Here is a 25,589-nt window from a genome sequence, read left to right as displayed (position 1 = left end):
CCGGGCTGTGGCGCAAGGGCGTTGAGGGCCGTGCCCCCTTTCCGGGGGTGCGGCCCTCGTCGTGTGTGCTCCTGGACGGCGGCTTCCGCGCGCGGGGGCCGAGGGCGCGCCGCGCGGGCGGACCGCGGTGTGGCCGGGGGAAGCGTTTACAAGTACGGGCCGCGGCGCTAGCTTCGCCAGCAGGTGGGGTGGGAGCGCTCCCATGTCGATGGACCGGAACCCGTCGGCGCCGCGGGCGGTCCCGCCCCGCTCACCCCGTACGCACCCCACACCGCCGTACGTGAAGGAAGTTATGTGACATGAGCATGGTTAAAGTGTCATCCAGGGCGTTCCCCACGCGCGCCAGAGCGCTGCTGCTCGTGCTGGTCTCGTTGCTCGCGACCGTCCCCGCCCTGGGGCTCGTGCTGTCGACGGGCGGCCGGGCCGAGGCGCACGGTACGCCCATGAAGCCCGCCAGCCGGACCTTCCTGTGCTGGCAGGACGGGCTCACCTCCACCGGTGAGATCAAGCCCGTCAACCCCGCCTGCCGGGCCGCCCAGCAGGTCAGCGGGACGACCCCGTTCTACAACTGGTTCTCCGTACTGCGTTCCGACGGCGCCGGCCGCACCCGCGGCTTCGTGCCCGACGGCGAGCTGTGCAGTGGCGGGAACACCAACTTCACCGGGTTCAACCTGCCGCGCGGCGACTGGCCGCTGACCCACCTCACCTCGGGTTCGACCGTCGACTTCTCCTACAACGCCTGGGCCGCGCACCCGGGTTGGTTCTACGTCTACATCACCAAGGACGGCTTCGACCCCACGAAGACGCTCACCTGGAACGACATGGAGAGCACCCCGTTCCTGAGCGTCGACCACCCGCCGCTCAACGGCACCCCGGGCACGGTCGAGGCCAACTACGCGTGGAGCGGGAAGCTTCCGGCCGGGAAGTCGGGGCGGCACATCATCTACATGGTGTGGCAGCGCTCGGACAGCGCGGAGACCTTCTACTCCTGCTCCGACGTCGTCTTCGACGGCGGCAACGGCGAGGTGACGGGCATCCACGACCCGGGCAACCCCAGCGAGCCGGTGCCCGGCAAGTGCACGGCCAGCCGCCGGACCACCGGGACCTGGAGCGGCGGCTACCAGTCCGAGGTCACCGTCACCAACAGCGGTGACGTCCCGATGCTGGGGTGGATGGTCAACTGGAACCTGCCCGGCGGCCAGTCCGTCAACAGCCTCTGGAACGGCAACGCCACCTACGCGGGCCAGGGGGTGATGGTCCACAACGCCGACTGGAACGGCTCGTTGGCGCCCGGGGCCACGGCGACGTTCGGCTACGTCGTCTCGGGCGACGGCGGTGACACCGCCACCAGCCTGCCCTGTCAGGTCGGTTGACCGAGAAGGAGCGGACCCGGTGGTCGTGGGCCACCGGGTCCGCGGCCGGTCGGCCCAAGGGGGGTGAGGGGCCGACCGGTGCATGGGGAGTGGGGGGAGGGGCGCGGGGAGGGGGAGGGGAGGAGTGTGGGGTGGCTTGGGCTCGGTGCGGTGCGACAACGTTGTCTGATGTCTGGCGATGCACCATACCGTGGCAACGGACAACGATGTCAAGAGAGTTGGGGGCTTGCGCTGTCCGGGTGACCCGGTGTGGCGGCCGGGTCGGGGACGCGGTCTTCCGTGGTAAGCGTGGCGCACGCTACTGTCCCTGCGGCTTGTGCGACCTGTGGTGCGCGACCCGTCCGAAGGAGGAGGGGCCGCGTCATGCGTTTCCGTCCCATGTCCCTGCTGCTCGCCGCCGCTCTCGCGGTCGGCGGTGCCACCCCGGCCGTCGCGGCCGGCGCGGCGCCCCCCGGCCTCGTCGGCGACCCGACCCCCTACGTCGACCCGCTCATCGGCACCTCGAACGGCGGCGACGTCTTCCCGGGCGCCGTCGTGCCCTTCGGCATGCTCTCCTGGAGCCCCGAGAACACCCGCGGCGACGCCACCAGAACCGCCGCGCCCGGCGGCTACCACTACGACGCCACCCGCATCCGCGGCTTCAGCCTCACGCACATGTCCGGCACCGGGTGCGCGGGCGGCAGCGGTGACATCCCGTTCTTCCCGTACGCGGGTGACGTCACCTCCTCGCCCGCCGCGGACACCAAGGACGCCGTCTACGCCTCCGACTTCAGCCACGACGACGAGACCGCCGAGCCCGGCCACTACAAGGTCGGCCTCGCCTCCGGGGTGACCGCCGACCTCACCGCCACCGCGCGCACCGGCTCCGGGCGTTTCACCTTCCCCGCGGACAAGCCCGCCTCGATGCTGGTGCGCACCGCCAACTCCGAGGTCGGCTCGGCCGATTCGTCGATCACCATCGACCCGGCGACCCGGACCGTCTCGGGCTCCGTCACCTCGGGGAACTTCTGCGGCTACCTCGACCCGGAGGGGCAGCGCAGCTACTACACGCTGTACTTCACCGCCCGCTTCGACCGCGACTTCACCGCCAACGGCACCTGGAAGGACGGCACGCTGGACGCCGGTTCGGCGCACGGATCCGGCGGGACCGGGGGCTTCGGCAGCGGCGGGCGGCCGGTGGCGGGCAAGGGGGCGGGCGGATACGTCCGGTTCGCCCCCGGAACCGACGCCGTCAACGTCAAGGTCGGTATCTCGTACGTCAGTCAGGCCGCCGCCTCCGCCAACCTCGCGGCCGAGAACCCCGCCCGGCGCTCCTTCGAGGCGGTGCGCGACGCCGCCCGGCGGGCCTGGCGCGAGCGGCTGGGCGCGGTGCGCGTCGGCGGCGGCGAGGCGGACGACCGCACCGTCTTCTACACCGCCCTGTACCACGCGCTGCTGCACCCCAACGTGATCAGCGACGCCGACGGACGCTACCGCGGCAGCGACGACCAGGTGCACCGCGTCGGACGGCGGCAGCAGGCCCAGTACGGCACCTTCTCCGGCTGGGACGTCTACCGCTCCCAGGTGCAACTGGTGACGCTGCTCGACCCGGAGGTCGGCTCCGACGTCGCCCAGTCGCTCTACGAACTCGCCCGGCAGAACGGCGGGATCTGGGACCGCTGGCTGCACGGGGCGAGCGGCACGCACGTCATGAACGGCGACCCCTCGCCCACCGCGCTCGCCGGTATCCGCGCCTTCGGCGGGACCGGATTCGATCTGCGCGGGGCGCTGGACTCGCTGGTGAAGGCGGCCACCGTGCCGACCGAGCAGGACCTGTCGTCCGCAGGCAAGCCCGTGCTGTCGGTGGGGCAGCGGCCCTCGCTCGACAAGTACCTGAAGGCGCACTACATGCCGTCCGTCTCCAACGCCTGGGGCGGCGCCGCCGAGACGCTGGAGATGTCCACCGCCGACTTCTCGCTCTCCCAGCTCGCCGCCGCCGCGGGCCGCAAGGACACCGCGGCCCGCTTCGCCGAGCGCGCCCAGTGGTGGCAGAACAACTTCAACACCGCCGCCGACCCCAGCGGCGGCTACATCGCCAACCGCAAGGCGGACGGCAGTTGGGTCACCGGGTTCACACCGGGCACCGGCAACGGGTTCGTGGAGGGCACCGCCGCCCAGTACACCTGGATGGTGCAGCACAACCCCGCCGGTCTCTTCGCCGCCATGGGCGGACGGGACAAGGCGCTCGCGCGGCTCGACTCCTTCTTCCACGAGGACGACGGGAGCTGGGCGTTCACCGGCAGCGGCGGTGACAAGTCCGAGCTGGACAACGAGCCCTCGACCAACGTGCCCTACCTGTACGACTACGCGGGCGCCCCGTACAAGACGCAGGAGACCGTCCGGGCCGCGATGCGCCAGCTCTGGTCGACCGCGCCCGGCGGCATCCCCGGCAACGACGACCTCGGCGCCATGTCGTCCTGGTACGTCTTCTCCGCGCTCGGCATGTACCCGCAGGTGCCCTCCAGGGCCGAACTCGTCCTGGCCTCACCGCTGTTCCCGCGCGTGGAGATCTCCCGCCCCGACGGCAACGACATCTCCGTGCGCGCCACCGGGGCCGCCGCCGACGCCCCCTACATCAGGTCGCTGAAGGTCGACGGCCGCACCAGCGACCGCTCGTGGCTGCCCGCGTCGTTCGTGCGGGACGGCGGCCGGCTGGACTACACGCTCTCCACGACCCCCGACCGCGACTGGGGCACCGGGCAGGCTCCGCCGTCGTTCCGGGAGGGCGAGCAGCCCTACCAGATCGGCGTGGGACCGACCGCCGCGACCCTCGCGCCCGGCGGCAGCACCACCATCGACGTGCGGGCGCTCTCGCTGAGCGGCGGCGCGGGCCCCGAGGTCCGCTTCTCCGTCGAGACGCCGGACGGCGTGCGCGCGGAACCGGCGGAGGGCACCGTCACCGACGGCGCCCGGCGCATCACGCTCACCGCGGCCGACGACGCCCGCCAGGGCTTCTACGACGCCGTGGTGACCGTCACCTCGGGCGGTGACTCCTACCGGCAGCCCGTCTCCCTCACCGTCGCCGCGCCCGGCACCCTGCTGGCCGCCTACGACAACACCGGGGTCTCGGACGACACCGGCGAGCACGACGAGGCCGACTACGACGGCGGCGGCTGGAGCTACTCCCGCCAGGCCCTCGCGGCGGCCGGGCTCACCCCGGGCGGGCGGGGCACGGTCGACGGACTCGCCTTCACCTGGCCGGACTCGCCCGCGGGGCGGCCCGACAACGTCTCCGCCGCCGGGCAGACCGTCCGGCTCGCGGAGCCCGTCACCCGGCTGTCGGCGGTCGGCAGCGCGGTCAACGGCAACCAGCGGGCCTCGGCCACCGTCACCTACACCGACGGCACCACCGACGCCGTCGACCTCTCCTTCACCGACTGGACCGTCGGCGGCGGGGGAGGGACCGTCCAGTACGGCAACACGACCGTCGCCAAGGCCGCGTACCGCAACGTCGCGGGCGCCGACAAGGACCCGGTGGCCACCTACGTCTTCGCCACCGAGCCGTTCGGCGCACCCGACGGGAAGAAGATCGCCGCGGTGACCCTGCCGAAGAACACCGACCTGCACGTCTTCACGCTGGCCGTCGGCTGACGTCCAACGGCAGCATCCGGTACGTGAGTTGACGGGGGGCGCGGATCGCGCCCCCCGTCCCCTTTCCCGGGCGCCCCCCGTCCCCTTTCCCGGCACCCCGGACCACGGCGGCTGCCCGGCGTCCCAGGTCCACGGGCACGGGCCCGGCGTCCCAGGACCACGGGCACGAGCATGGGCCCGCGGAGCGCACGGCAAGGGGGACGCGTCGGGTTCGACGCGTCCCCCTCACCGTGTCCGGTCCGACTCACCCGCTCACGCGAGCAGTTCGACCTCCGACAGCACCGACTCGCCGTCGAGCACCAGACGGTACTTCGCGTACGTGCCCGGGGACGCCACGGAGAACGCGCGGGTCTGCCGGTCCCAGGCGAAGGACTGGCCGGAGCGCGTGTCCAGCGTCTTCCAGGTGGTCCCGTCGTCCGAACCCTGGAGGGTCCAGCCGGTCGGCGCCCTGGTGTGGTCCTTCGACGACGTCAGGGTGTACTGGAGCCCCTTGACCGGGCCCTGGACCGGCAGGTCCACGGTGGTCGCGGCGCCCTCGGTGGCCGAGGTGTCGTCGAACAGCGCCCCGGAGCCCTTCAGCACGTCCGCGCGGGGCGTCGGCACCTTGTCGTCCTGGGCGATCGAGCTGGGCCCGGCGTTCTTGCCCGTGCCCCACGAGGACGGCTTGGGCCCCATGTCGAACTCCAGCACCCCGCCCTTCTCCAGGAGCGTGTGCGGGAGCGAAGTGCACGTCCAGGCACGGCCGTTGACCTTCAGCCCCTGCACGTACACGTTCCTGGCGCTGTTGCGGGGCGCCTTGACGACCAGATCGCGGCCGTTCTCCAGGTGCACGGTGGCCTTCTTGAACAGCGGGGAGCCGATGGCGTACTCGCCGCCGCCCATCACCAGCGGGTAGAAGCCGAGCGCGGAGAACAGGTACCAGGCCGACTGCTCGCCGTTGTCCTCGTCGCCGAGGTAGCCCTGCCCGATCTCGCTGCCGGTGTAGAGCCGCGACAGCACCTCGCGCACGTTCTTCTGGGTCTTCCAGGGCTGCCCCGCCGCGTCGTACATGTAGGTGACGTGGTGGGCGACCTGGTTGGAGTGCCCGTACTGGCCGAGCCGCACGTCCCGCGCCTCGGTCATCTCGTGGATGATCCCGCCGTAGGAGCCGGCGAACTCGGAGGTGGCCGTCTCGGGCGTCGCGAAGTACTCGTCGAGCTTGTCGGCGAGCCCGCTGCGGCCCCCGTAGAGGTTGGCCAGGCCCCGGCTGTCCTGCGGCGCGGTGAACGCGTAGCCCCAGCCGTTGGTCTCCGTGTAGTCGTAGCCCCAGACCCGGGGGTCGTACGCGTCGGGTCCGACGCGCCAGTCGCCCTTCGCGGTGCGGCCCTGGAAGAAGCCGACCTTGGTGTCGAAGAGGTTCACGTAGTCCTGGGCGCGGTTGAGGAAGTACTCCGACTCCTCCTTGTACCGCTTCTGACCGGTCTTCTCGTAGAGCCGCTGGCCCATCCTGGCGATGCCGTAGTCGTTGACGTAGCCCTCCATCGCCCAGGACATGCCCTCACCGGTGTCGGTGCTGGTGTACCCGAGGAACGGCGAGGTCGCCATGCCCTTGCGGCCCACGCCGGACGACGGCGGCACCACGGTCGCGTTCTTCACGGCCGCGTCGTACGCCGCCTTGACGTCGAAGTCGACGCCCTTGACGTACGCGTCCGCGAACGCCACGTCCGAGGAGGTGCCGGTCATCAGGTCCGCGTAGCCGGGGGAGGACCAGCGCGAGGTCCAGCCGCCGTCCTTGTACTGCTGCACGAACCCGTCGACCATCTCGCCCGCCTGAGAGGGCGTCAGGAACGAGTAGGCGGGCCAGGTGGTCCGATAGGTGTCCCAGAAGCCGTTGTTGACGTACACCTTGCCGTCCACGATCTTCGCCCCGGTGTGCGTCGGGGTGTCCTGGCTCGGCATCGGCTGGAACGGCGAGGCGTACTGGTACTTCGAACCGACCTTCTCGAAGCCGGAGTTCGGGTACAGGTACAGCCGGTACATGCTGGAGTACAGCGTCGTCAGCTGGTCCCGGGTGGCGCCCTCGACCTCGACGCGGTCGAAGATGCGGTCCCAGGCGCGCTGCGCCTGCCGCTTGACCTTGTCGAAGGAGGTCCCGTCCGGGATCTCCTGGCGCAGGTTGTCCTTCGCCTGGTCGACGCTGATCAGCGAGGTCGCGATGCGCAGGGTGACGGTGCGGTCCTTGCCCGCGTCGAACCGCAGGTAGCCCTTGACCCCGCTCGACGACCCGTCCTCGACCGGCTTGTCGAAGGTGCCGTACACGAACAGCCGGGTCGCGCCCGTGGACAGGCCCGACTTGACGTCCGAGTAGCCGGTGAAGGTCCCGGTCTCCTTGTCGAGGGTCAGCCCCGCCTGGTCGGTGACGTTGTCGAAGAGCACGCTCGCGTCGTCGCCGGGGAAGCTGAAGCGCAGCGCCGCCGCGTGGTCGGTCGGCGTCATCTCGGTCCTGAGACCGTTCTCGAACCGCACCCCGTAGTAGTACGGCCGCGCCGTCTCGTTCTCGTGCCGGAAGGGCAGTGCGCGCGCCGTGCGCCCGGTGTCCGGGGTGCCCGAGGCGATCGACGGCATCACTTGGAACGTCTGCCGGTCGCCCATCCACGGGCTCGGCTCGTGGCTGGCGCTGAACGCCTGGATCGTCGGCAGGTTGTCGTCGTTGTTGGCGCGGGCGTAGTCGTACAGCCAGCTCAGCGTCGACGCGTTGGTCACCGGCGTCCAGAAGTTGAACCCGTGCGGGACGGCCGTCGCGGGGAAGTTGTTGCCGCGCGAGAAGCTGCCGCTCGAGTTGGTGCCGCGGGTGGTGAGCGCGTAGTCGGACAGGTGCGCCTCGGGCCGCTCGGCGGGCGCCGGTCCGATCTTGACGTCGTCCAGCCAGCCCCGGAACTTGGCCGGGCCCTTGGGGGAGTCGTAGGCGAGCAGGACGCGGTCGACGGTCTTGCCCGCCGCGACCGAGCCGATCGACGACTCGATGTTGTTCCACTGGTTGACGTAGAGCGACTTGGCGTCGCCCTGGCCGCGCGGGGTCAGCGGGAACCCGTGCTGGTCGGTGGCGCCCAGCGCGCTCAGCGAGGTGCCGTCGGTGAAGACCAGGTCGACGGCGACGTTCGTGGCGTCGTAGTCGCGGTCGCCGTCGGCCATCGCCGGGAAGAGCCGGTAGGAGAGCCGGGTGTCGCGGCGCACGGCCACGTTCACGTCGAAGACCTTGTTGTACGAGTACGCGCGGCCGTCGGGGGTGTGCCGTCCGGCGTAGCGCAGGGCGCGCTTGCCGGTGAACCCGGCGCCCGCCTTCGCGGTCGGCGAGCCGCTCGGGCCCCGGTCGACCAGCGTCAGCATGTCCTGCGGCACCGGCGCGTCGTCACCGCCGGTGGAGAACTGCACGTCGGCGAGTTGCAGGATGCCGGAGGCGCCGTTGTTGCGGGTGATCTCCAGCCGGAAGTGCTGGTACTCGGCCGGTTCGGCGAGGTCGTACTTCTTGGTCTGGAACCGCTCGGAGAAGCTCTCGCCGGTGCGGCTGTCGACCGTCTTCCAGTCGGTGCCGTCGGCGGAGCCCTTGAGGGTCCAGTCCTTGGGGTCGCGCTCGCCGTAGTCGTTGGCCGAGGTGAGCGCGTAGGTGGCGACCTTGACCGGCTTGTCGAGGTCGAACTCCACCCAGCCGGTCGACTCGAAGGTCAGCCACTTGGTGCCGGCCTCGCCGTCGACCAGGTTCTCCTTCACCTCGCCGCCGCTGGTGTTCTCCGCGCTGGCCCGCACGTCCGTGACGTGGTCGGTGACGTTGCCGGGGATGCCGGTGCTGTAACCGCCGTCGACGCCCGAGGCGCGCTTGGTGCCGCCCGGTCCGGTGTCGACGGTGCTGAGCCAGTCCGGCGCCGGCTCACCCGTCTCGAAGGACGAGGCGAACTCCCGGTCGGGCGCCTTGGCCTTCGCGGGCAGCGCGACGGCCGCTCCCTGGGAGCCCGCCGCCAAGGCGAAGGCGGCCGTGAGAACGACCGCCGGACCCCATCTGTGCCGAGTTCTGCGATGCTGCATGCGCGAGCACCCTCCCTGCGCTGGACAACGTTGTCAATTTGCTGCGCAATGACCAGTAGTGGGTCAAGTGGCCTGTGCTGTCAAGGGTGTTGGGTGGGGCATTCGGGCCGTATGTCGCGGATTTTTCCGGCAACGCGGTCACAGGCATCTCATATTTCCGGCAGGTCTCAACTCGGAAAAGACCGGTGGCCAACCTTGCATTCGATCTTGCTCAGCTGGCGGGAAGTGGACTATACCTGTCGGCGATTCAACCGATCCGTAAGGATCCTGTACGACCCTGCTTGACCTGACCGCGGTGCCGGGGAGGATCCGGTTCACCGCCTGAGTCCTGGAGAAGGCGAGGACTTGAGCATGGGATCCACTTCCGCCGAGAACAACGGCGCGGACGGCACCTCGGGTGTCGGCCGTCGCGATCTGATCAAGCGGTCCGCCGCGCTCGGTCTGATTTCCGTACCGGCGATGAGTTTTCTGTCCGCGTGTGCCAGCGGCGGTGGCGGCGACAACGGCGGCGAGAAGGCGAAGGCCGGCAAGAAGACCGCCAAGAACCCGCTGGCCGTCAATGACAGCGCCCCGATGGAATTCGTCCTCTTCGACGGCGGTTTCGGCAAGGAGTACGCCGAGGACGCCGTCAAGATCTACGAGAAGGACTTCCCCAAGGCGAAGGTGAAGTTCGCCGCCACCCAGAAGATCCAGTCCACCCTCCAGCCCCGCTTCAACCAGGGCACCCCGCCGGACCTCATCGACAACTCCGGCGCCGAGCAGATGGACATGGGCGTCCTGGCGAGCAAGAACCAGCTCACCGACCTCACCCCGCTGCTGGACGCGCCCTCCTACGACGACCCGGCCAAGAAGGTCCGCGACACCCTGCGGCCCGGCATCGTCGAGATGGGCCAGCTCGACGGCGACCCGGTCTGGATCATGTACTACGCGTACACCGTGTACGGCGTCTGGTACTCCCGGAAGGCCCTGGACTCGCTCGACGAGCAGTACCCGGAGACCTGGGACCAGATGCTCGCGGTCTGCGCCAAGGCCAAGAAGAAGGGCATGGCGGGCTGGACGTACGCGGGCAAGTACCCGTACTACCTCCCCTTCTCGCTCTACCCGATGATCGGCAAGGTCGGCGGCCGCGAGGTGCTCGACGCCATCGACAACCTGGAGCCGAACGCCTGGAAGCACCCGGCGGTCAAGGCGTGCTTCGACGCCTACTACGAGCTGTACAAGAAGGGGTACGTCCTCAAGGGCACCCCGGGACTCGACCACATCCAGTCGCAGACCGCGTGGGCCGAGGGCAAGGCGCTGTTCATCCCGAACGGCTCCTGGGTGGAGAACGAGTCGGCGAACGTCATCCCCAAGGACTTCGACCTCGCCGTGTCGGCGCCCACCGGCATCGACGGTTCCGACAAGATGCCCTTCGGGACCATCTGGGCCTCGGGCGGCGAACCCTTCATCGTCCCGGCCAAGGGGAAGAACGCGGCCGGCGGCATGGAGCAGCTGCGGATCATGCTCAGTGAGGCGTCGTCCAAGAACTTCACGAGCAAGGTCAAGTCCCTGACCGCGTACAACGGCGGCACCGACGGCATCACCCTCACCCCGGGCCTCAAGTCCGGTGTGGCGGCGCTGGAGAAGGCCGGCGACAACGTGGTCAACCCGCGGATCCAGGACTGGTACGTCCAGTTGCAGAAGGAGCAGATCGGCGTCGCGGGTCTCGGCGAGATGATGGCGGGCCGCATCACCCCGGCCGAGGCCATCAAGAAGATCCAGGGCTTCGCCGACGCCGCCGCGAAGGACTCGTCCATCAAGCACTACAAGCATCAGTAAACGAACCGGAGAAGCGATGCAGCACGGCAAGTACCGGTTCATCGTGGGGTTCCTCGCGGTACCCCTCGGACTGTACGCGCTCTTCGTGGTGTGGCCCTTCATCCAGTCCATCTACTACTCGTTCACGGACTGGACCGGCCTGAGCCCCGAATTCAAGATGGTCGGCCTGGACAACTACCGGAGGATGCTGGACGACGAGATCTTCTGGAAGTCCTTGCAGCACAGCTTGATGTTCGCGGTCGTGCTGCCGCTGGTGACGCTCGGCCTCGCGCTGTTCTTCGCCTTCATGATCAACGTCGGCGGACGCCGGAGAAGGGGAGGCCCGGTCGTCTCCGGGGTCCGGGGCTCCTCCTTCTACAAGATCGTCTATTTCTTCCCGCAGGTGCTGTCGATCGCCATCGTCGCCCTGCTGTTCGCCTTCGCCTACAACCCCGACAGCGGCGCCATCAACTCGCTGCTGCGCGGGATCGGGCTCGACGGCCTCCAGCCGCTCTGGCTGGGCGACCCGGACCTGGCCCTGTGGTGCGTGATGGCGGTGCTCGTCTGGTCCATGGTCGGCTTCTTCGTGGTCCTCTTCTCCGCGGGCATGGCCTCCATCCCGACCGACCTCTACGAGGCGGCCCTGCTCGACGGGGCGGGGCGGGCCACCACCTTCTTCCGGATCACCCTGCCGCTGCTCTGGGACACCGTGCAGTCCGGCTGGGTGTACATGGGCATCCTCGCCCTGGGCGCCGAGTCCTTCGCGGTCGTGCAGATCATGACGACCGGGCCCGGCGGCCCCGACTACTCGACCACCGTCCTGGTGCTGTACGTGTACCAGAAGGCGTTCCGCGACGGACAGGCCGCCTACGCGACCACCATCGGTGTCGCCCTGCTCATCGTCACCCTGGCCTTCGCGGCCGTCGTGATGCGGCTGGGCCGGCGCGAGCGGCTGGAGTACTGATCAGATGACGACGACCGAACCCACCGCCCCCGTACCGGCCGAGCCCGGTCCCCCCGTCGCCAAGGGCGACGCGCCCGCGCCCCGGCCCGCCCCGGCGCCCGCCCGGGAGCGCACCGGCGGGGTCCTGAACGTGTTCTCCCACGGGATGCTGGTCCTGTGGGCGTTCATGGTCGTGATGCCGCTGCTGTGGGCGGTGATGACGTCCTTCAAGAACGACCGGTCGATCTTCAGCTCCCCCTGGGCGCTGCCCGACCGGCTCCACTTCGAGAACTGGGCGCGGGCCTGGACCGACGCCAACATGAGTGGCTACTTCCTCAACACCGTCCTGGTGGTGGGGTTCTCGCTGGTCGGCACGCTGGTCCTCGGCTCGATGGCGGCCTATGTGCTGGCCCGGTTCGACTTCCCGGGCAACCGCCTCATCTACTACCTGTTCATCGGCGGCATGAGCTTCCCGATCATGCTGGCGCTGGTCCCGCTGTTCTACGTCGTGAACAACATGGGCCTGCTCAACACCATCCACGGCCTGATCCTGGTCTACATCGCCTACTCGCTGCCGTTCACGGTCTTCTTCCTGACCGCGTTCTTCCGCACCCTGCCGAACTCCATCGCGGAGGCGGCCTTCGTGGACGGCGCCTCGCACAGCAGGACGTTCTTCCAGATCATGCTGCCGATGGCCAAGCCAGGACTGATCAGCGTGGGCATCTTCAACTTCCTCGGGCAGTGGAACCAGTACATGCTGCCGACGGTGCTCAACACCGACCCCGACAAGCGCGTGCTCACCCAGGGGCTGGTCCAACTCGCGGTCAGCCAGGGCTACAAGGGCGACTGGTCGGGCCTGTTCGCCGGTCTGGTGATGGCGATGCTGCCGGTGCTCGCCGCGTACATCATCTTCCAGCGCCAGGTCGTCCAGGGGCTCACCGCGGGGGCGCTCAAGTAGCGCTCCGCATCCGCACGGACGCGCGCCGCTCCCAGTCCCGGGGGCGGCGCGCCGCGCGTGGGCCGCGCGCCCCCGATCCGGTTCAACCTCTTGACGGGAGGCGACCCGAACGGCTCAGCTTAGAGTTCACTAGTTGGACATAGACGGGGCCTCATCGATGCGGTCCCGCGCGCAGGAGGTCGTCGTGGAGACTCCGGGGTCGCAGTCGTCGCTGCACCGAGCCAACCTGGAACGGGTCGTGCGGGCTGTCCGGCTGGCCGGATCGCTCACCCAGGCCGAGATCGCCAGGACCACGGGGCTCTCCGCCGCCACCGTCTCCAACATCGTGCGGGAACTGAAGAACGGCGGGACGGTCGAGGTCACCCCCACCTCGGCGGGCGGCAGGCGGGCCCGCAGCGTCTCCCTGAGCGGCGACGCCGGGATCGTCATCGGCGTCGACTTCGGCCACACCCACCTGCGCGTCGCGGTCGGGAACCTGGCCCACCAGGTGCTCGCCGAGGAGTCCGAACCGCTGGACGTCGACGCCTCCTCGGCGCAGGGCTTCGACCGGGCCGAGGAACTGGTCAACCGGCTGATCGGGGCGACCGGCGTGGACCGCGCCAAGATCGCCGGGGTGGGCCTCGGCGTCCCCGGTCCGATCGACGTCGAGTCCGGCACCCTGGGCTCCACCGCCATCCTGCCCGGCTGGTCGGGCACCCGCCCCGCCGAGGAGCTGCGCGGCCGCCTGGGGGTGCCCGTGCACGTCGACAACGACGCCAATCTGGGCGCCCTCGGCGAGCTGGTCTGGGGCAGCGGACGCGGGGTGCGCGATCTGGCGTACATCAAGGTGGCGAGCGGTGTCGGGGCCGGTCTGGTGATCAACGGGAAGATCTACCGCGGGCCGGGGGGCACCGCCGGGGAGATCGGCCACATCACGCTCGACGAGTCCGGCCCGGTCTGCCGCTGCGGCAACCGCGGCTGCCTGGAGACCTTCGCGGCGGCCCGCTACGTCCTGCCCCTGCTCCAGTCCAGCCACGGCACCGACCTCACCATGGAGAGCGTGGTCAGGATGGCCAGGGACGGCGATCCGGGCTGCCGCCGGGTGATCGCGGACGTCGGCCGGCACATCGGCAGCGGCGTCGCCAACCTCTGCAACCTGCTGAACCCGAGCCGGGTGGTCCTCGGCGGCGACCTCGCGGAGGCCGGTGAGCTGGTCCTCGGCCCGATCAGGGAGTCCGTCGGCCGGTACGCCATCCCCAGCGCGGGACGCCAGCTCTCGGTGCTCCCCGGGGCCCTCGGCGGCCGCGCGGAGGTGCTCGGGGCGCTCGCCCTGGCGCTCAGCGAGATGGGCGATTCGACGCTTTTGGACGGCACGGCGCCGTCGGCCACACCTGCCTTCACTTAGAGAACGGATGGCACCGTTGCCAACCCGTTAAGGATTTACTTCTTGACGTCGCACGTGTGGCCGAGTTGACTTCCAGCCACCTCGGCCGCAACGACGCGGCCTCGTCAGGGAGGTTTCTGAAGTGAACACGCGTATGCGTCGTGCCGCTGTCGCCGTTGCCGCGGGTGCGATGGCCGTCTCGCTGGCCGCCTGTGGCAGCGCCAAGGAGTCGGGCGACAAGGCGGACTCCTCGAAGTCCGCCGCCGCCAAGGGCGACAACATCAAGGTCGGTCTGCTCCTGCCGGAGAACAAGACCGCGCGGTACGAGAAGTTCGACCGTCCCCTGATCGAGAAGAAGATCAAGGAACTGACGAACGACAAGGCGACGATCCAGTACAACAACGCTCGCCAGGACGCCAGCCTCCAGGCCCAGCAGGTCGACACGATGATCACCGACAAGGTGGACGTCCTCATCGTCGACGCGGTGGACGCCAAGGCGATCAAGAACTCGGTCCAGAAGGCCGTCGACGCCGGCATCAAGGTCGTCGCGTACGACCGCCTCGCCGAGGGCCCGATCAGCGCCTACACCTCCTTCGACAACGAAGAGGTCGGCAAGACGCAGGGCGAGGCCCTGCTGACCGCCCTGGGCGACAAGGCCACCAAGTCCTCCAAGATCGTGATGATCAACGGCTCGGTGACCGACCCGAACGCCGCGCAGTTCAAGAAGGGCGCGCACTCCGCCCTCGACGGCAAGGTCACCATCGCCAAGGAGTACGACACCAAGGAGTGGTCGCCGGACAACGCCAACTCCGAGATGGAGACGGCGATCTCCGCCATCGGCGCCAAGAACATCGCGGGCGTCTACTCCGCCAACGACGGCATGGCCGGCGGTATCATCACCGCCCTCAAGGCGGCCGGCGTCTCCGTCCCGGTCACCGGCCAGGACGCCGAACTCGCGGGTGTGCAGCGCATCGTCACCGGTGAGCAGTACATGAGCGTCTACAAGCCCTACGCCCCCGAGGCCGAGGCCGCCGCCGCCATGGCCGTCGCGCTCGCCAAGGGCGAGAGCCTGGACTCGGTCGCCAAGGACAAGGTCTCCAGCGGCTCCGCCACCGACGTCCCGTCCGTCCTGGTCCCGGTCCAGTCCCTGACCAAGGACAACATCAAGGACACCGTCATCAAGGACGGCGTCTACACGGTGGCCGACATCTGCACCGGCAAGTACAAGGCCGCCTGCGACAAGCTCGGCCTCAAGTAAGCGGCCCGCGGTCCCCACACGCGGCGCGTGACCCGTTCCAGGGCCCGCCCGCGGGACCGCGCCGCCCAGACTCCTCCGGTGCCCCGCGCATCAGACAGCCCCGCAAGCTCGGCGCGGGGCGCCGGACGGAACACCTCCCCCCAATCTTTTGCACTACCTTCCGCCGGGTCAGGCGGCGAAGGAGATGGTTCACGTGTCCGCTACGCCCGTGCTGGCGTTGCGCGGGGTCTCCAAGCGATTCGGTGCCGTCCAGGCGCTCACCGATGTCGAGCTTGAGGTCCACGCCGGTGAGGTGGTCGCCCTGGTGGGCGACAACGGAGCCGGAAAGTCCACGCTGGTCAAGACGATCGCCGGCGTGCACCCCATCGATGAGGGCGTCATCGAGTGGGACGGCGACGCCGTCCAGATCAACCGGCCGCACGACGCCCAGTCCCTGGGCATCGCGACCGTCTACCAGGACCTCGCGCTGTGCGACAACATCGACGTCGTCGGCAACCTCTTCCTCGGCCGCGAGCTGAAGAAGTGGGGCGTCCTCGACGAGGTCGAGATGGAGCGCCGCGCACAGGAGCTGCTGCGCACGCTCTCCATCCGCATCCCCAGCGTGCGCATCCCGATCGCCTCGCTCTCCGGCGGTCAGCGCCAGACCGTGGCCATCGCCCGCTCCATGCTCGGCGAGCCCAAGCTGGTCATCCTCGACGAGCCCACCGCGGCGCTCGGCGTCGAGCAGACCGCGCAGGTCCTCGACCTGGTCGAGCGGCTGCGCGAGCGCGGCCACGCCGTCATCCTCATCAGCCACAACATGGCCGACGTCAAGGCCGTGGCCGACAAGGTCGCCGTGCTGCGCCTGGGCCAGAACAACGGTGTCTTCGAGGTCAAGACGACCTCGCAGGAGGAGATCATCTCCGCCATCACCGGCGCCACCGACAACGCGGTCACCCGCCGTGCGGCCCGCACGACCAGCACGAACGGGGAGGCTTCCCAGTGAGCGTCGACAAGACCTCCGCGACGCCGCAGGGCGCGAACACCGTCGAGAACACCGAGGCCGCCGCGGCCGCGGTGACGGCCGTCGACCCGCGGCTGCTCGTGCGCGAGCAGGGACTGGCGGGCTACTTCGGCGAGTTCAAGCGGAAGCTGAAGGCCGGCGAGCTGGGCTCGATGCCCGTCGTCATCGGCCTGATCGCCATCTGCGTGATCTTCCAGAGCCTCAACTCCAACTTCCTCTCCGCGCAGAACATCAGTGACATCAGCGTCACGATGGTCGGCACCGGCATGATCTCCGTCGGCATCGTCTTCGTGCTGCTGCTCGGCGAGATCGACCTGTCGGTCGGCTCGGTCAGCGGCGCGTCGAGCGCCATCGCCGCCGTCCTCGCCGTCAACCAGGGCTGGCCCGAGTGGGCGGCCGTGCTGCTGGCCGTCGTCGCGGGCGCGGTCATCGGCGCGCTGCACGGCTTCTTCTTCGCGGTGCTGGGCGCCCCCGCCTTCGCCGTGACCCTGGCGGGCCTGCTGTTCTGGCTCGGCTTCATGCTGAAGATCCTGGGCGAGAACGGCACCATCAACCTCGACAGCGACGGCCTGATCGGCAAGCTGACCACGTACTTCTTCTCGGACGTGGCCGCCGCCTACCTGCTCGCCGCGGTCGTCGTCGCGGTCTTCTTCCTCACCTCGTTCCTGGGCAACCGGCGCCGTGAGGCCGTCGGCATCCCGTCCCGCCCGCTGAGCGACACGCTCATGCGGACGGTGCTGCTGGCCGTCGTCGCGTTCGCCGCGGCGGCGATGTACAACCAGTACAAGGGCCTGCCGTTGGCCACGCTGATCTTCCTGGTCTTCCTGATCGGCACCGACTTCCTGCTCCGCCGCACCTCCTACGGGCGCAAGGTCTTCGCGCTCGGCGGCAGCGTCGAGGCGTCCCGCCGCGCGGGCATCAACGTCACCGCGGTGCGCATATCGGTCTTCGCGATCTCCGGCGGCTTCGCGGCCGTCGGCGGCCTCTTCCTGGCCTCCAAGATCGCCTCGGCCAACCAGAGCGCCGGCACCGGTGACCTGCTGATGAACGCCATCGCGGCGGCCGTCATCGGCGGTACCTCGCTCTTCGGCGGCCGGGGTCGCACCTGGAACGCCCTGCTGGGTGTCCTGGTGATCGTCTCCATCCAGTACGGCCTCCAGCTCGAGTCCATCGCCGAGCCGGTGAAGTACATGATCACCGCCGCGGTGCTGCTGACCACGGTCGTGATCGACTCGATCACCCGCAAGACGCAGAAGACGGCCGGCCGCGCCTAGCGCGTGCCCCGGACCACGCCCTAGCGGCCCCAGGAACCTGTGCCCGGCACCAATGGCGGTGCCGGGCACAGTCATGTCATAGGTCAGGCAGATCTTGGGTACAGCCGATCGCGTGACGTACGACGCACCGCCCGGACGCCGCCCGCGGAGGCGGAACATTAGACTCGACAAGCCCGGCAACAGCTCTACTGCAAGGAGGCACGGGTGCCGCTGCTGACCCGCATCACGGGACCGCGCGATCTGGACCGGCTCAGCCTGGACGAGCTGAACCTGCTGGCGGAGGAGATCCGCGCCTTCCTGGTCGACGCCGTCTCCAAGACCGGCGGCCACCTCGGTCCGAACCTCGGTGTGGTCGAGCTGACCATCGCCCTGCACCGGGTCTTCGAGTCCCCGAGGGACAAGGTCCTGTGGGACACCGGCCACCAGTCCTACGTGCACAAGCTGCTCACCGGCCGTCAGGACTTCTCCCGCCTGAAGATGAAGGGCGGCCTCTCCGGCTACCCCTCGCAGGCCGAGTCCGAGCACGACGTGATCGAGAACAGCCACGCCTCGACGGTCCTCGGCTGGGCCGACGGACTGGCCAAGGCCAACCAGATCCGCAAACGCGACGACCGTGTCGTCGCCGTCATCGGGGACGGCGCCCTCACCGGCGGCATGGCCTGGGAGGCGCTGAACAACATCGCCGACGCCAAGGACCGCCCGCTGGTCATCGTCGTCAACGACAACGAGCGCTCCTACGCGCCCACCATCGGCGGCCTCGCCAACCACCTCGCCACCCTGCGCACCACCGACGGCTACGAGCGCTTCCTGGCCCGCGGCAAGGACCTCCTGGAGCGCACCCCGGTCGTCGGCAGGCCGCTCTACGAGACCCTGCACGGCGCCAAGAAGGGCCTCAAGGACTTCATCGCCCCGCAGGGCATGTTCGAGGACCTCGGCCTCAAGTACGTCGGCCCCATCGACGGCCACGACATCGAGGCCATGGAGTCCGCGCTGGCCCGCGCCAAGCGGTTCGGCGGCCCGGTGATCGTGCACGTCCTCACCGAGAAGGGCCGCGGCTACCAGCCTGCCCTCCAGGACGAGGCCGACCGCTTCCACGGCATCGGACCCATCCACCCCGACACCGGCCTGCCGGTCAAGGCGTCCGGCGCCGACTGGACCTCCGTCTTCGGCGACGAGATGGTCGCGCTCGGCAAGGAGCGCGAGGACATCGTCGCGATCACCGCCGCGATGCTCCAGCCGGTCGGCCTGAAGAAGTTCGCCGACGCCTTCCCCGACCGGATCTACGACGTCGGCATCGCCGAGCAGCACGGCGCGGTCTCCGCCGCCGGTCTCGCCGCCGGCGGCGTCCACCCGGTCTTCGCCGTCTACGCCACCTTCCTCAACCGGGCCTTCGACCAGGTCCTGATGGACGTGGCCCTGCACCGCTGCGGCGTGACCTTCGTGCTCGACCGGGCCGGGGTCACCGGAACCGACGGCGCCTCCCACAACGGCATGTGGGACATGTCGATCCTCCAGGTCGTCCCCGGCCTGCGGCTCTCCGCCCCGCGCGACGCCGACCAGGTCCGCGCCCAGCTCCGCGAGGCCGTCGAGATCGAGGACGCGCCGACCGTGGTCCGCTTCTCCAAGGGCGCCGTCGGCCCCGCCGTGCCCGCCGTGGGCCGCGTCGGCGCCATGGACGTGCTGCGCGAGCCCGGCACCGACACCCCGGACGTGCTCCTGGTCTCGGTGGGCGCCCTCGCCCCGATGTGCCTGGAGATCGCCGCCCTCCTGGACCGGCAGGGCATCACCACCACCGTCGTCGACCCGCGCTGGGTCAAGCCCGTCGACGAGGCCATGGCCCCGCTCGCCGAGCGGCACCGCGTCGTCGTCACGGTCGAGGACAACAGCCGGGTCGGCGGCGTCGGCTCGACGATCGCGCAGGCCCTGCGGGACGCGGGCGTCGACGTGCCGCTGCGCGACTTCGGCATCCCGCCGCGCTTCCTCGACCACGCCTCGCGCGCCGAGGTCCTCACCGAGATCGGCCTGACCGCCCCGGACATCGCCCGCCAGGTCACCGGACTCGTCTCCAAGATGGACGGCCGCTACGGCACCACCGAGGGCGTCGACGCGGTGGAGCCCGCGCGCGACTGACCCGAGGTACCACCGGATGGGCCGGTTCCGCCACTGTCACGGGTGGTGGAACCGGCCCGTCCGCGTGAATCCGGCCGCGTCGGGGCATACGTACCGCGCCCCCTCTCGATCATGTCGAGGACGACGAAGCGTGGGAGGTTCACGTGAGCAGCACCCTCTTCCGGACGAAGAAGGTCGAGCAGTCCATCCGCGACACCGAGCAGCCGGAACACGCGCTGAAGAAGAGCCTCTCCGCGCTGGATCTGACCGTCTTCGGTGTCGGGGTCATCATCGGCACCGGCATCTTCGTTCTCACCGGCACGGTGGCCAAGACCAACGCGGGTCCCGCCGTCGCCCTGTCCTTCGTGGTGGCCGGCGTGGTCTGCGCCCTCGCCGCCCTCTGCTACGCCGAGTTCGCCTCCACCGTCCCGGTGGCCGGGTCGGCGTACACCTTCTCCTACGCCTCCCTCGGGGAGCTGCCCGCCTGGATCATCGGCTGGGACCTGGTCCTGGAGTTCGCGCTGGGCACCGCGGTGGTCGCCGTCGGCTGGTCCGGCTACGTCGCCTCCCTCTTGGAGAACGCGGGCTGGCACCTGCCGGAGTACCTCGGCAGCCGGGAGGGCGCGCACGGCTTCGGCTTCGACCTCCTGGCCGCCGTGCTGATCCTGGTCCTCACCGGCATCCTCGTCCTCGGCATGAAGCTGTCGGCGCGGGTCACCTCGGTCGTCGTCGCCATCAAGGTCGCCGTCGTGCTCCTGGTGATCATCGCGGGCGCGTTCTTCGTCAAGGGCGACAACTACAAGCCGTTCATCCCGAAGTCGGAGCCGGTCGAGGCGGGCGGCAGCCTGAAGGCGCCGCTGATCCAGCTCATGTTCGGCTGGGCACCGTCCAACTTCGGCCTGCTGGGCATCTTCACCGCTGCGTCCGTCGTCTTCTTCGCCTTCATCGGCTTCGACGTCGTCGCCACCGCCGCCGAGGAGACCCGCAACCCGCAGCGCGACATGCCCCGCGGCATCCTCGGCTCCCTCGTCATCTGCACCACGCTCTACGTGGCCGTCTCCATCGTCGTCACCGGCATGCAGAAGTACACCCAGCTCTCCGTGGACGCCCCCCTCGCCGACGCGTTCAAGGCCGTCGGCCACCCCTGGTACGCGGGCGTGATCAGCTTCGGCGCGGCCGTCGGCCTCACCACCGTCTGCATGATCCTGCTGCTCGGCCAGACCCGGGTCTTCTTCGCGATGAGCCGCGACGGACTCCTGCCGAGGTTCTTCTCGCACGTCCACCCGCGGTTCAAGACCCCCTACCGGCCGACCATCCTGCTCGGCGTGATCATCGCGATCGTGGCCGGGTTCACCAGCCTCAGCGAGCTGGCCGAGCTGGTGAACATCGGCACCCTGTTCGCCTTCGTGGTGGTCGCCGTCGGTGTAGTCATCCTGCGCAACACCCGCCCCGACCTGCCCCGCTCCTTCCGCACCCCGCTGGTGCCGATCCTGCCGATCGTGTCCGTGTGCGCCTCGCTCTGGCTGATGCTGAACCTGCCCGCCGAGACCTGGCTGCGGTTCGCCATCTGGATGGTCATCGGCTTCGCCGTCTACTTCCTCTACGGCCGCACCCACAGCCGCCTCGCCCCCGGCCGGTCCGAACAGGAGACCGGCGACCGCCCGTAGTCGCGGTATCCGTCACCCCGGCCCCGTATGTCCCGCTTCGGCAGGGACTGCGGGGCCGGATAGCGTGCACCCCATGCTCGTCGCGCAGCCCGCCCCGGCACGCTCCGCAGTCGCCGCGCCCGGCTACTGGAGACGACTGCTGCCCCTGCTGGCGACGCTGGCCTGCGTCACCCGCGTCCCCTCCTTCGTCCGCCCGCTGTGGAACCCCGACGAGGGCTATCTCGCCGTCCAGGCGCGGATACTGGCGCACGGCGGCGCCCTCTACCAGACGGTCGTCGACCGCAAACCGCCCCTGGTGCCCTGGCTCTACGAAGGCGCCTTCGCCCTCTGCGGCTCGGGCTCGCTGACCCCGGTCCGCGTCCTGGCCGTCCTCGCCCACCTCCTCACCGCCGCGCTGCTCGCCTCCCTCGCCCGCCGCCGCTGGGGCGACACGGCCGGCCGCACCGCGGGCACCCTCTACCTGCTGGCCTCCGTCGGGCTCAACCCCGAGGACGCGCAGGCCGCCGGGTTCGAGGTGTTCATGCTGCCGTGCACCGCGGCCGCCATGTGGTGCGCTGACCGGCGCCGGTGGGGCGCCGCGGGCGCGGCCGTCGCCTGCGCGTTCCTCGCCAAGCAGACCGGCGGCGCGGTGCTGCTGCCGGTGCTGTGGCTGTGCGCCCGGCAGCGGGGCGGGACGCTGCGGCTGCTCGCCGGGCTGGTGCTGCCGGTGCTGGGCGCCGCCGCGCTCACCGACCCCGCCGGGTTCCTGTTCTGGACCGTCACCGGTTCGGGCGCCTACGCCACCACCTTCACCGGCTCCGAACTCCACGTCCTGTCACGGGGGTTGACCAACACGGCGATCCTCATGGCGGGCTGCGCCGGGCTGCTGCCGCCGGTGCTGCGGGTGCTGCGGATCGCCCGCACGGGGGCGGCGGACCTGTGGCTGTGGCTCGCCGCGTCGGCCGGGGCGGTGCTCGCCGGTTTCCACTTCTTCGGCCACTACTACCTGCAACTGGTGCCGCCGCTCGTCCTGTTGGCGACGGCCGCCCTGCAGATCCTGCCCAGGGAACGGCTGTCGGCCGCCGTCCTCACCGCCTGCTGCTCCTGCGCCCTCTTCCTCACCTGGGGCCTGTTCGCGCCGCGCGCCGAACTCACCCACGCGCAGCGCCTCGCGCACGCCGTCGCCGACCGGACCCGCCCCGGCGACCGCGTCCTGATCTGGGGCATGCACCCGGAGACCTACTGGCTGGCCGACCGCGCCCCCGCCAGCCGCTACCTCACCGCCGGGCTGCTCACCAACTTCAGCGGCGGCCGGGACGGCCCCCAGGTCGGGGAGGAGTTCGCGGTCGACGGCGCCTGGACGGTGTTCCGCCGGGAGACCGTACGGCGCCCGCCCGTCCTGATCGTCGACGACTCGCGCGGCCGTCCCTACGGCCCCGCCCGCGTCCCGACCCTGCGCCGCCTGCTGGCCGACGGCTACGAGGAGACGGGGAAGGTCGACGGCGCGGTCCTGTACGCGCGGATGCCGTGAGGACGGCCCCCGGAAGCGCGCCCCGCCCCGGCGGGCACCCGGCGTGAGGCCGGTCGGGCGGGGCGCGATGCCGGGCGGCGGACGGCGCGGGCCGGGCGGGCGGGGTGCTACGGGGTGTCAGGTGTCCGGAGGGCCCGCGCCGGGTCAGGCGGGTCTGACCGTGCGGGGCCCCGCGACCTCCGCGCCCAGGTCCGTCACCCGGCGCCGCAGTTCCCGGTCGGCGGTGACGACCAGGACCGCGCGCCCGCGCGCCGCCGCGACCAGGGCGACCATGTGGTCGTCCCCGCTGCCGGGCGCCGACTCCACCCGCACCCCGGGCACCGGCGCCACACCCCGGGCGGCGCCCTCGACGACGAGCACGATCTCGACCGGCCCGGTCCGCCCCGGCACACCGTCCGCCGCCAGCCGGTCCCGCAGCCGCTCGGCGGCCCCGCGCCGGTCGCGCCACCACCCGTCGGGCACCGAGCCGACGACGTTGGCGCCGTCCACGATCACCAGCGTCGGGGTGGGGTCGTCCGCGTCCATGCCCCCAGGTTCGCACGCCCCGCGGGCCGGGACCGCGCCGCTCACCCCGCTCCCGGCTCCTCGAAGCTCGCGTAGTAGGCCGCCACCATGTCCTCCTGCCCGTGCCCCGACGCCGCCGCCCGTTCCATCCGGGCCGCGCTCGCCTCGGCCACGTCGAGGCGGACCCCGTTCGCCGCGCCCGCCGCCACGATCAGCCGGGCGTCCTTCGCCGCCGTCTCCACCGCGAACTGCGCCGGTGTCAGCCGGTCCTCCAGCACCATCGCCGTCTTGGCGCGCAGGTACCCCATGTCCAGCGGGCCCCCGTCGATGAGGTCGAAGAAGCGCGCGGGGTCCACGTCCAGCGCCCGGGACAGGGCGAGGACCTCACCGGCCGCCGAAGTGGCCGCCAGCACCCACCCGTTGGCCACCAGCTTCAGCTTGGTCGCGGTCGCGGCGGCGCCGTCCTCGCCGGTCCACACCGTGCGCGCGCCGACCGCCTCGAAGACCGGCGTCACCGCCGCGCGTCCGTCGGCGGGCCCGGCGGCCAGGACGGTCAGCTGCCCGGCCTCGGCGGGCTGCCGGGTGCCGAGCACGGGCGCGTCGTAGAAGACCAGGCCGTGGTCGGCGGCGAAGGCGGCCAGATCGGCGACGCCGTCGATCCCGGCGGTCGTCGACTGGATCCAGGCCGCGCCCCTGGGCAGCGCGGGAGCGGCCTCGCGCATCACCTCCAGGGTCGCGGGACCGTCGTACAGCATGGTCAGGACGGCGTGCGCGCCCTCGACGGCCTCGGCGGCGGTGCCGGTGACCCGGACGCCGTCGGCGGTGAGCGGCTCGGCCTTGGCGCGGGTGCGGTTCCAGGCGCGGACGGAGTGTCCGGCGCGGGCCAGGTTGCGGGCCATCGCGGCGCCCATGATGCCCGTGCCCAGGACGGCCACGGTGAGCTTGTCGGTCATGAGGTCGGCTTCCCTCTCGTACGGTGGTTGCTCGTCCCCAGCCTGCCCCGCGCGGCCGGTCCGCGCTCCCCGCCGGACCGCTCCGGAGAGGTTCCGCTTAGAGTGAACCGGTGAACGGCGACTGGCTCATCCGGGGCCGCGACGGGCGGCTCGGCGTCTACCTGCCGACGGGGGACGCGGTCGAGTGCCGGGCCGAGTACGTGCCCGGCGGTGCCTGGACGCCCGCGCGGAGAGTGGGCGGCGACCAAGTGGTCGAGCCGCCGCCCGCGCTGGGCCAGGGCGACGACTCCTACACCCATCTGGTGAGCTGGCGGCCCACCGTCCGCGGCGAGCACGGTCTGGTGCACTCCACCCATTTCAGGCCCCGGCTCGCGGCCCTCGACTGGGTCCCCGTCGGCCACCCCGACCGGACCGGCGCCCGCACCGGACCGCCCGCCGTCGCCGTGGACGGCCGCGGCCGGGCCCATGTCTTCGTCCGCGCCCGGCGCGGCGGGGTCGGCATGGTCGCGCAGAAGGAGAAGGGCGGCTGGGACCCCTGGCGGGACCTGAAGGGCGGGGACGTCGGGGACGAACTGGCCGCCGTCACCGGGGAGTCGGGGCTGGTGGAGCTGTTCGCCTCGGTGGACGGCGGCCTGCTGCACTGGCGGCAGGAGGAGCCCGGCGCGGTGCCGGTCCTGGAGGAGGCGGTCGAGACGCCGGTCAGGCCCGGCACCCTGCGCGCCCTCGCCACCTCGGCCGGTGCCGGCACCCTCTTCTACACCGACGAGTCGGGCGAGCTGTGCGCGTGGCGCCCCGGCGGCAGACCGGTCGCGGTGCTCGCCTCCGCCGGTCCCGGCCCGGTCGCGGCCGTGCGCTGCGTGCTGGACGGCCACGACTGCACGCTTCTCGCGCAGCGTTCGACCAGCGGCCGGGTCGCCTTCGCCGCGTACCCGACCGAGTGCGAGTCGGCGGGCGCCTGGTGGACCGAGTCGGGTCCGCAGCTCCCGGCGGACGCCGTGGTGTCGCTGGCGCGGGACGCGGCGGACCGGGTGGTGGCGGCGACGTACGCGCCGTCGACGGGGACGCTGCGGCTGACCCGGCGCAAGGACGAGCCGGGCCTCGCACTGGAGGCCTGGCGCGAGGTCTGACCCGACGCGGGCCGGGAACTCCGGTGCGCGGGCGGCACCGGGTCCGCACATCCGGCCCCCC

General features: G+C 70.9%; 16 protein-coding genes. 13 read left to right on the top strand and 3 right to left on the bottom strand.

The window, feature by feature from the left end; all coding sequences use genetic code 11:
- Positions 1–299 precede the first annotated feature (299 nt).
- Together GA0115242_RS18880 and GA0115242_RS18875 are read left to right on the top strand one after the other, a co-directional pair.
- The gene (locus tag GA0115242_RS18880; RefSeq protein WP_093829984.1) at positions 300–1,373 is read left to right on the top strand and encodes a lytic polysaccharide monooxygenase auxiliary activity family 9 protein; all 1,074 of its coding nucleotides are present in this window, start codon (positions 300–302) and stop codon (positions 1,371–1,373) included.
- 363 nt (positions 1,374–1,736) lie between these two features.
- The gene (locus GA0115242_RS18875) at positions 1,737–5,003 is read left to right on the top strand and encodes a GH92 family glycosyl hydrolase (protein ID WP_093829982.1); all 3,267 of its coding nucleotides are present in this window, start codon (positions 1,737–1,739) and stop codon (positions 5,001–5,003) included.
- Between the two features lie 252 nt (positions 5,004–5,255).
- Here GA0115242_RS18875 and GA0115242_RS18870 read toward each other — a convergent pair whose 3' ends face one another.
- Complete coding sequence (locus GA0115242_RS18870; protein WP_176729850.1) at positions 5,256–9,062, bottom strand: GH92 family glycosyl hydrolase; 3,807 nt, start codon at positions 9,060–9,062, stop codon at positions 5,256–5,258.
- Positions 9,063–9,413: 351 nt separating this feature from the next.
- Between GA0115242_RS18870 and ngcE the strand changes: the two genes are divergently transcribed.
- The 10 genes from ngcE (at position 9,414) to GA0115242_RS18820 (ending at position 22,944) form a co-directional block, all read left to right on the top strand.
- On the top strand, positions 9,414–10,880 hold the full coding sequence (ngcE, locus tag GA0115242_RS18865) for an N-acetylglucosamine/diacetylchitobiose ABC transporter substrate-binding protein (protein WP_093829978.1): 1,467 nt from the start codon (positions 9,414–9,416) through the stop codon (positions 10,878–10,880).
- 16 nt (positions 10,881–10,896) lie between these two features.
- A complete protein-coding gene (locus tag GA0115242_RS18860; protein WP_093829976.1) occupies positions 10,897–11,823 on the top strand; it encodes a carbohydrate ABC transporter permease in 927 nt (308 codons plus the stop codon).
- A gap of 4 nt (positions 11,824–11,827) precedes the next feature.
- Positions 11,828–12,760 (top strand): carbohydrate ABC transporter permease, encoded by a 933-nt coding sequence (locus GA0115242_RS18855; RefSeq protein WP_093829974.1) that lies wholly within the window; start codon positions 11,828–11,830, stop codon positions 12,758–12,760.
- A 184-nt stretch (positions 12,761–12,944) separates the two neighbouring features.
- Entirely contained in the window at positions 12,945–14,144 is a 1,200-nt protein-coding gene (locus tag GA0115242_RS18850; RefSeq protein WP_093830055.1) for an ROK family transcriptional regulator, read from the top strand.
- A gap of 133 nt (positions 14,145–14,277) precedes the next feature.
- On the top strand, positions 14,278–15,381 hold the full coding sequence (locus GA0115242_RS18845) for a substrate-binding domain-containing protein (protein WP_093829972.1): 1,104 nt from the start codon (positions 14,278–14,280) through the stop codon (positions 15,379–15,381).
- Between the two features lie 184 nt (positions 15,382–15,565).
- Complete coding sequence (locus GA0115242_RS18840) at positions 15,566–16,366, top strand: ATP-binding cassette domain-containing protein (RefSeq protein ID WP_093829970.1); 801 nt, start codon at positions 15,566–15,568, stop codon at positions 16,364–16,366.
- Positions 16,363–17,658, top strand: a complete 1,296-nt coding sequence (locus tag GA0115242_RS18835) for a sugar ABC transporter permease (protein WP_093829968.1) — start codon at positions 16,363–16,365, stop codon at positions 17,656–17,658. Before GA0115242_RS18840 ends, GA0115242_RS18835 begins: the two co-directional genes overlap by 4 nt.
- A gap of 204 nt (positions 17,659–17,862) precedes the next feature.
- Positions 17,863–19,788, top strand: coding sequence for a 1-deoxy-D-xylulose-5-phosphate synthase (dxs, locus tag GA0115242_RS18830; RefSeq protein ID WP_093829966.1), 1,926 nt, complete (start codon positions 17,863–17,865; stop codon positions 19,786–19,788).
- A 143-nt stretch (positions 19,789–19,931) separates the two neighbouring features.
- Entirely contained in the window at positions 19,932–21,434 is a 1,503-nt protein-coding gene (locus GA0115242_RS18825) for an amino acid permease (protein ID WP_093829964.1), read from the top strand.
- A 73-nt stretch (positions 21,435–21,507) separates the two neighbouring features.
- Positions 21,508–22,944 carry a glycosyltransferase family 39 protein gene (locus GA0115242_RS18820; protein ID WP_093829962.1) on the top strand — a complete coding sequence of 479 codons (1,437 nt, stop codon included), beginning with the start codon at positions 21,508–21,510 and terminating at the stop codon, positions 22,942–22,944.
- Between the two features lie 144 nt (positions 22,945–23,088).
- On the opposite strand, the gene GA0115242_RS18815 is transcribed toward GA0115242_RS18820, so the two are convergent.
- Both GA0115242_RS18815 and GA0115242_RS18810 read right to left on the bottom strand, forming a co-directional pair.
- Complete coding sequence (locus GA0115242_RS18815) at positions 23,089–23,469, bottom strand: NTP pyrophosphohydrolase (RefSeq protein WP_093830053.1); 381 nt, start codon at positions 23,467–23,469, stop codon at positions 23,089–23,091.
- A 41-nt stretch (positions 23,470–23,510) separates the two neighbouring features.
- Entirely contained in the window at positions 23,511–24,401 is an 891-nt protein-coding gene (locus GA0115242_RS18810) for an NAD(P)-dependent oxidoreductase (protein WP_093829960.1), read from the bottom strand.
- 110 nt (positions 24,402–24,511) lie between these two features.
- Here GA0115242_RS18810 and GA0115242_RS18805 point away from each other — a divergent pair, with 110 nt between their 5' ends.
- On the top strand, positions 24,512–25,528 hold the full coding sequence (locus GA0115242_RS18805; RefSeq protein ID WP_093829958.1) for a hypothetical protein: 1,017 nt from the start codon (positions 24,512–24,514) through the stop codon (positions 25,526–25,528).
- Positions 25,529–25,589: the final 61 nt, after the last annotated feature.

Origin of the sequence: Streptomyces sp. SolWspMP-5a-2, from assembly GCF_900091845.1 — a bacterium.
Classification (GTDB): domain Bacteria; phylum Actinomycetota; class Actinomycetes; order Streptomycetales; family Streptomycetaceae; genus Streptomyces; species Streptomyces doudnae.
The sequence above is the reverse complement of the archived record's forward strand: the minus strand, read 5'-3'. Positions and strand labels throughout refer to the sequence as shown.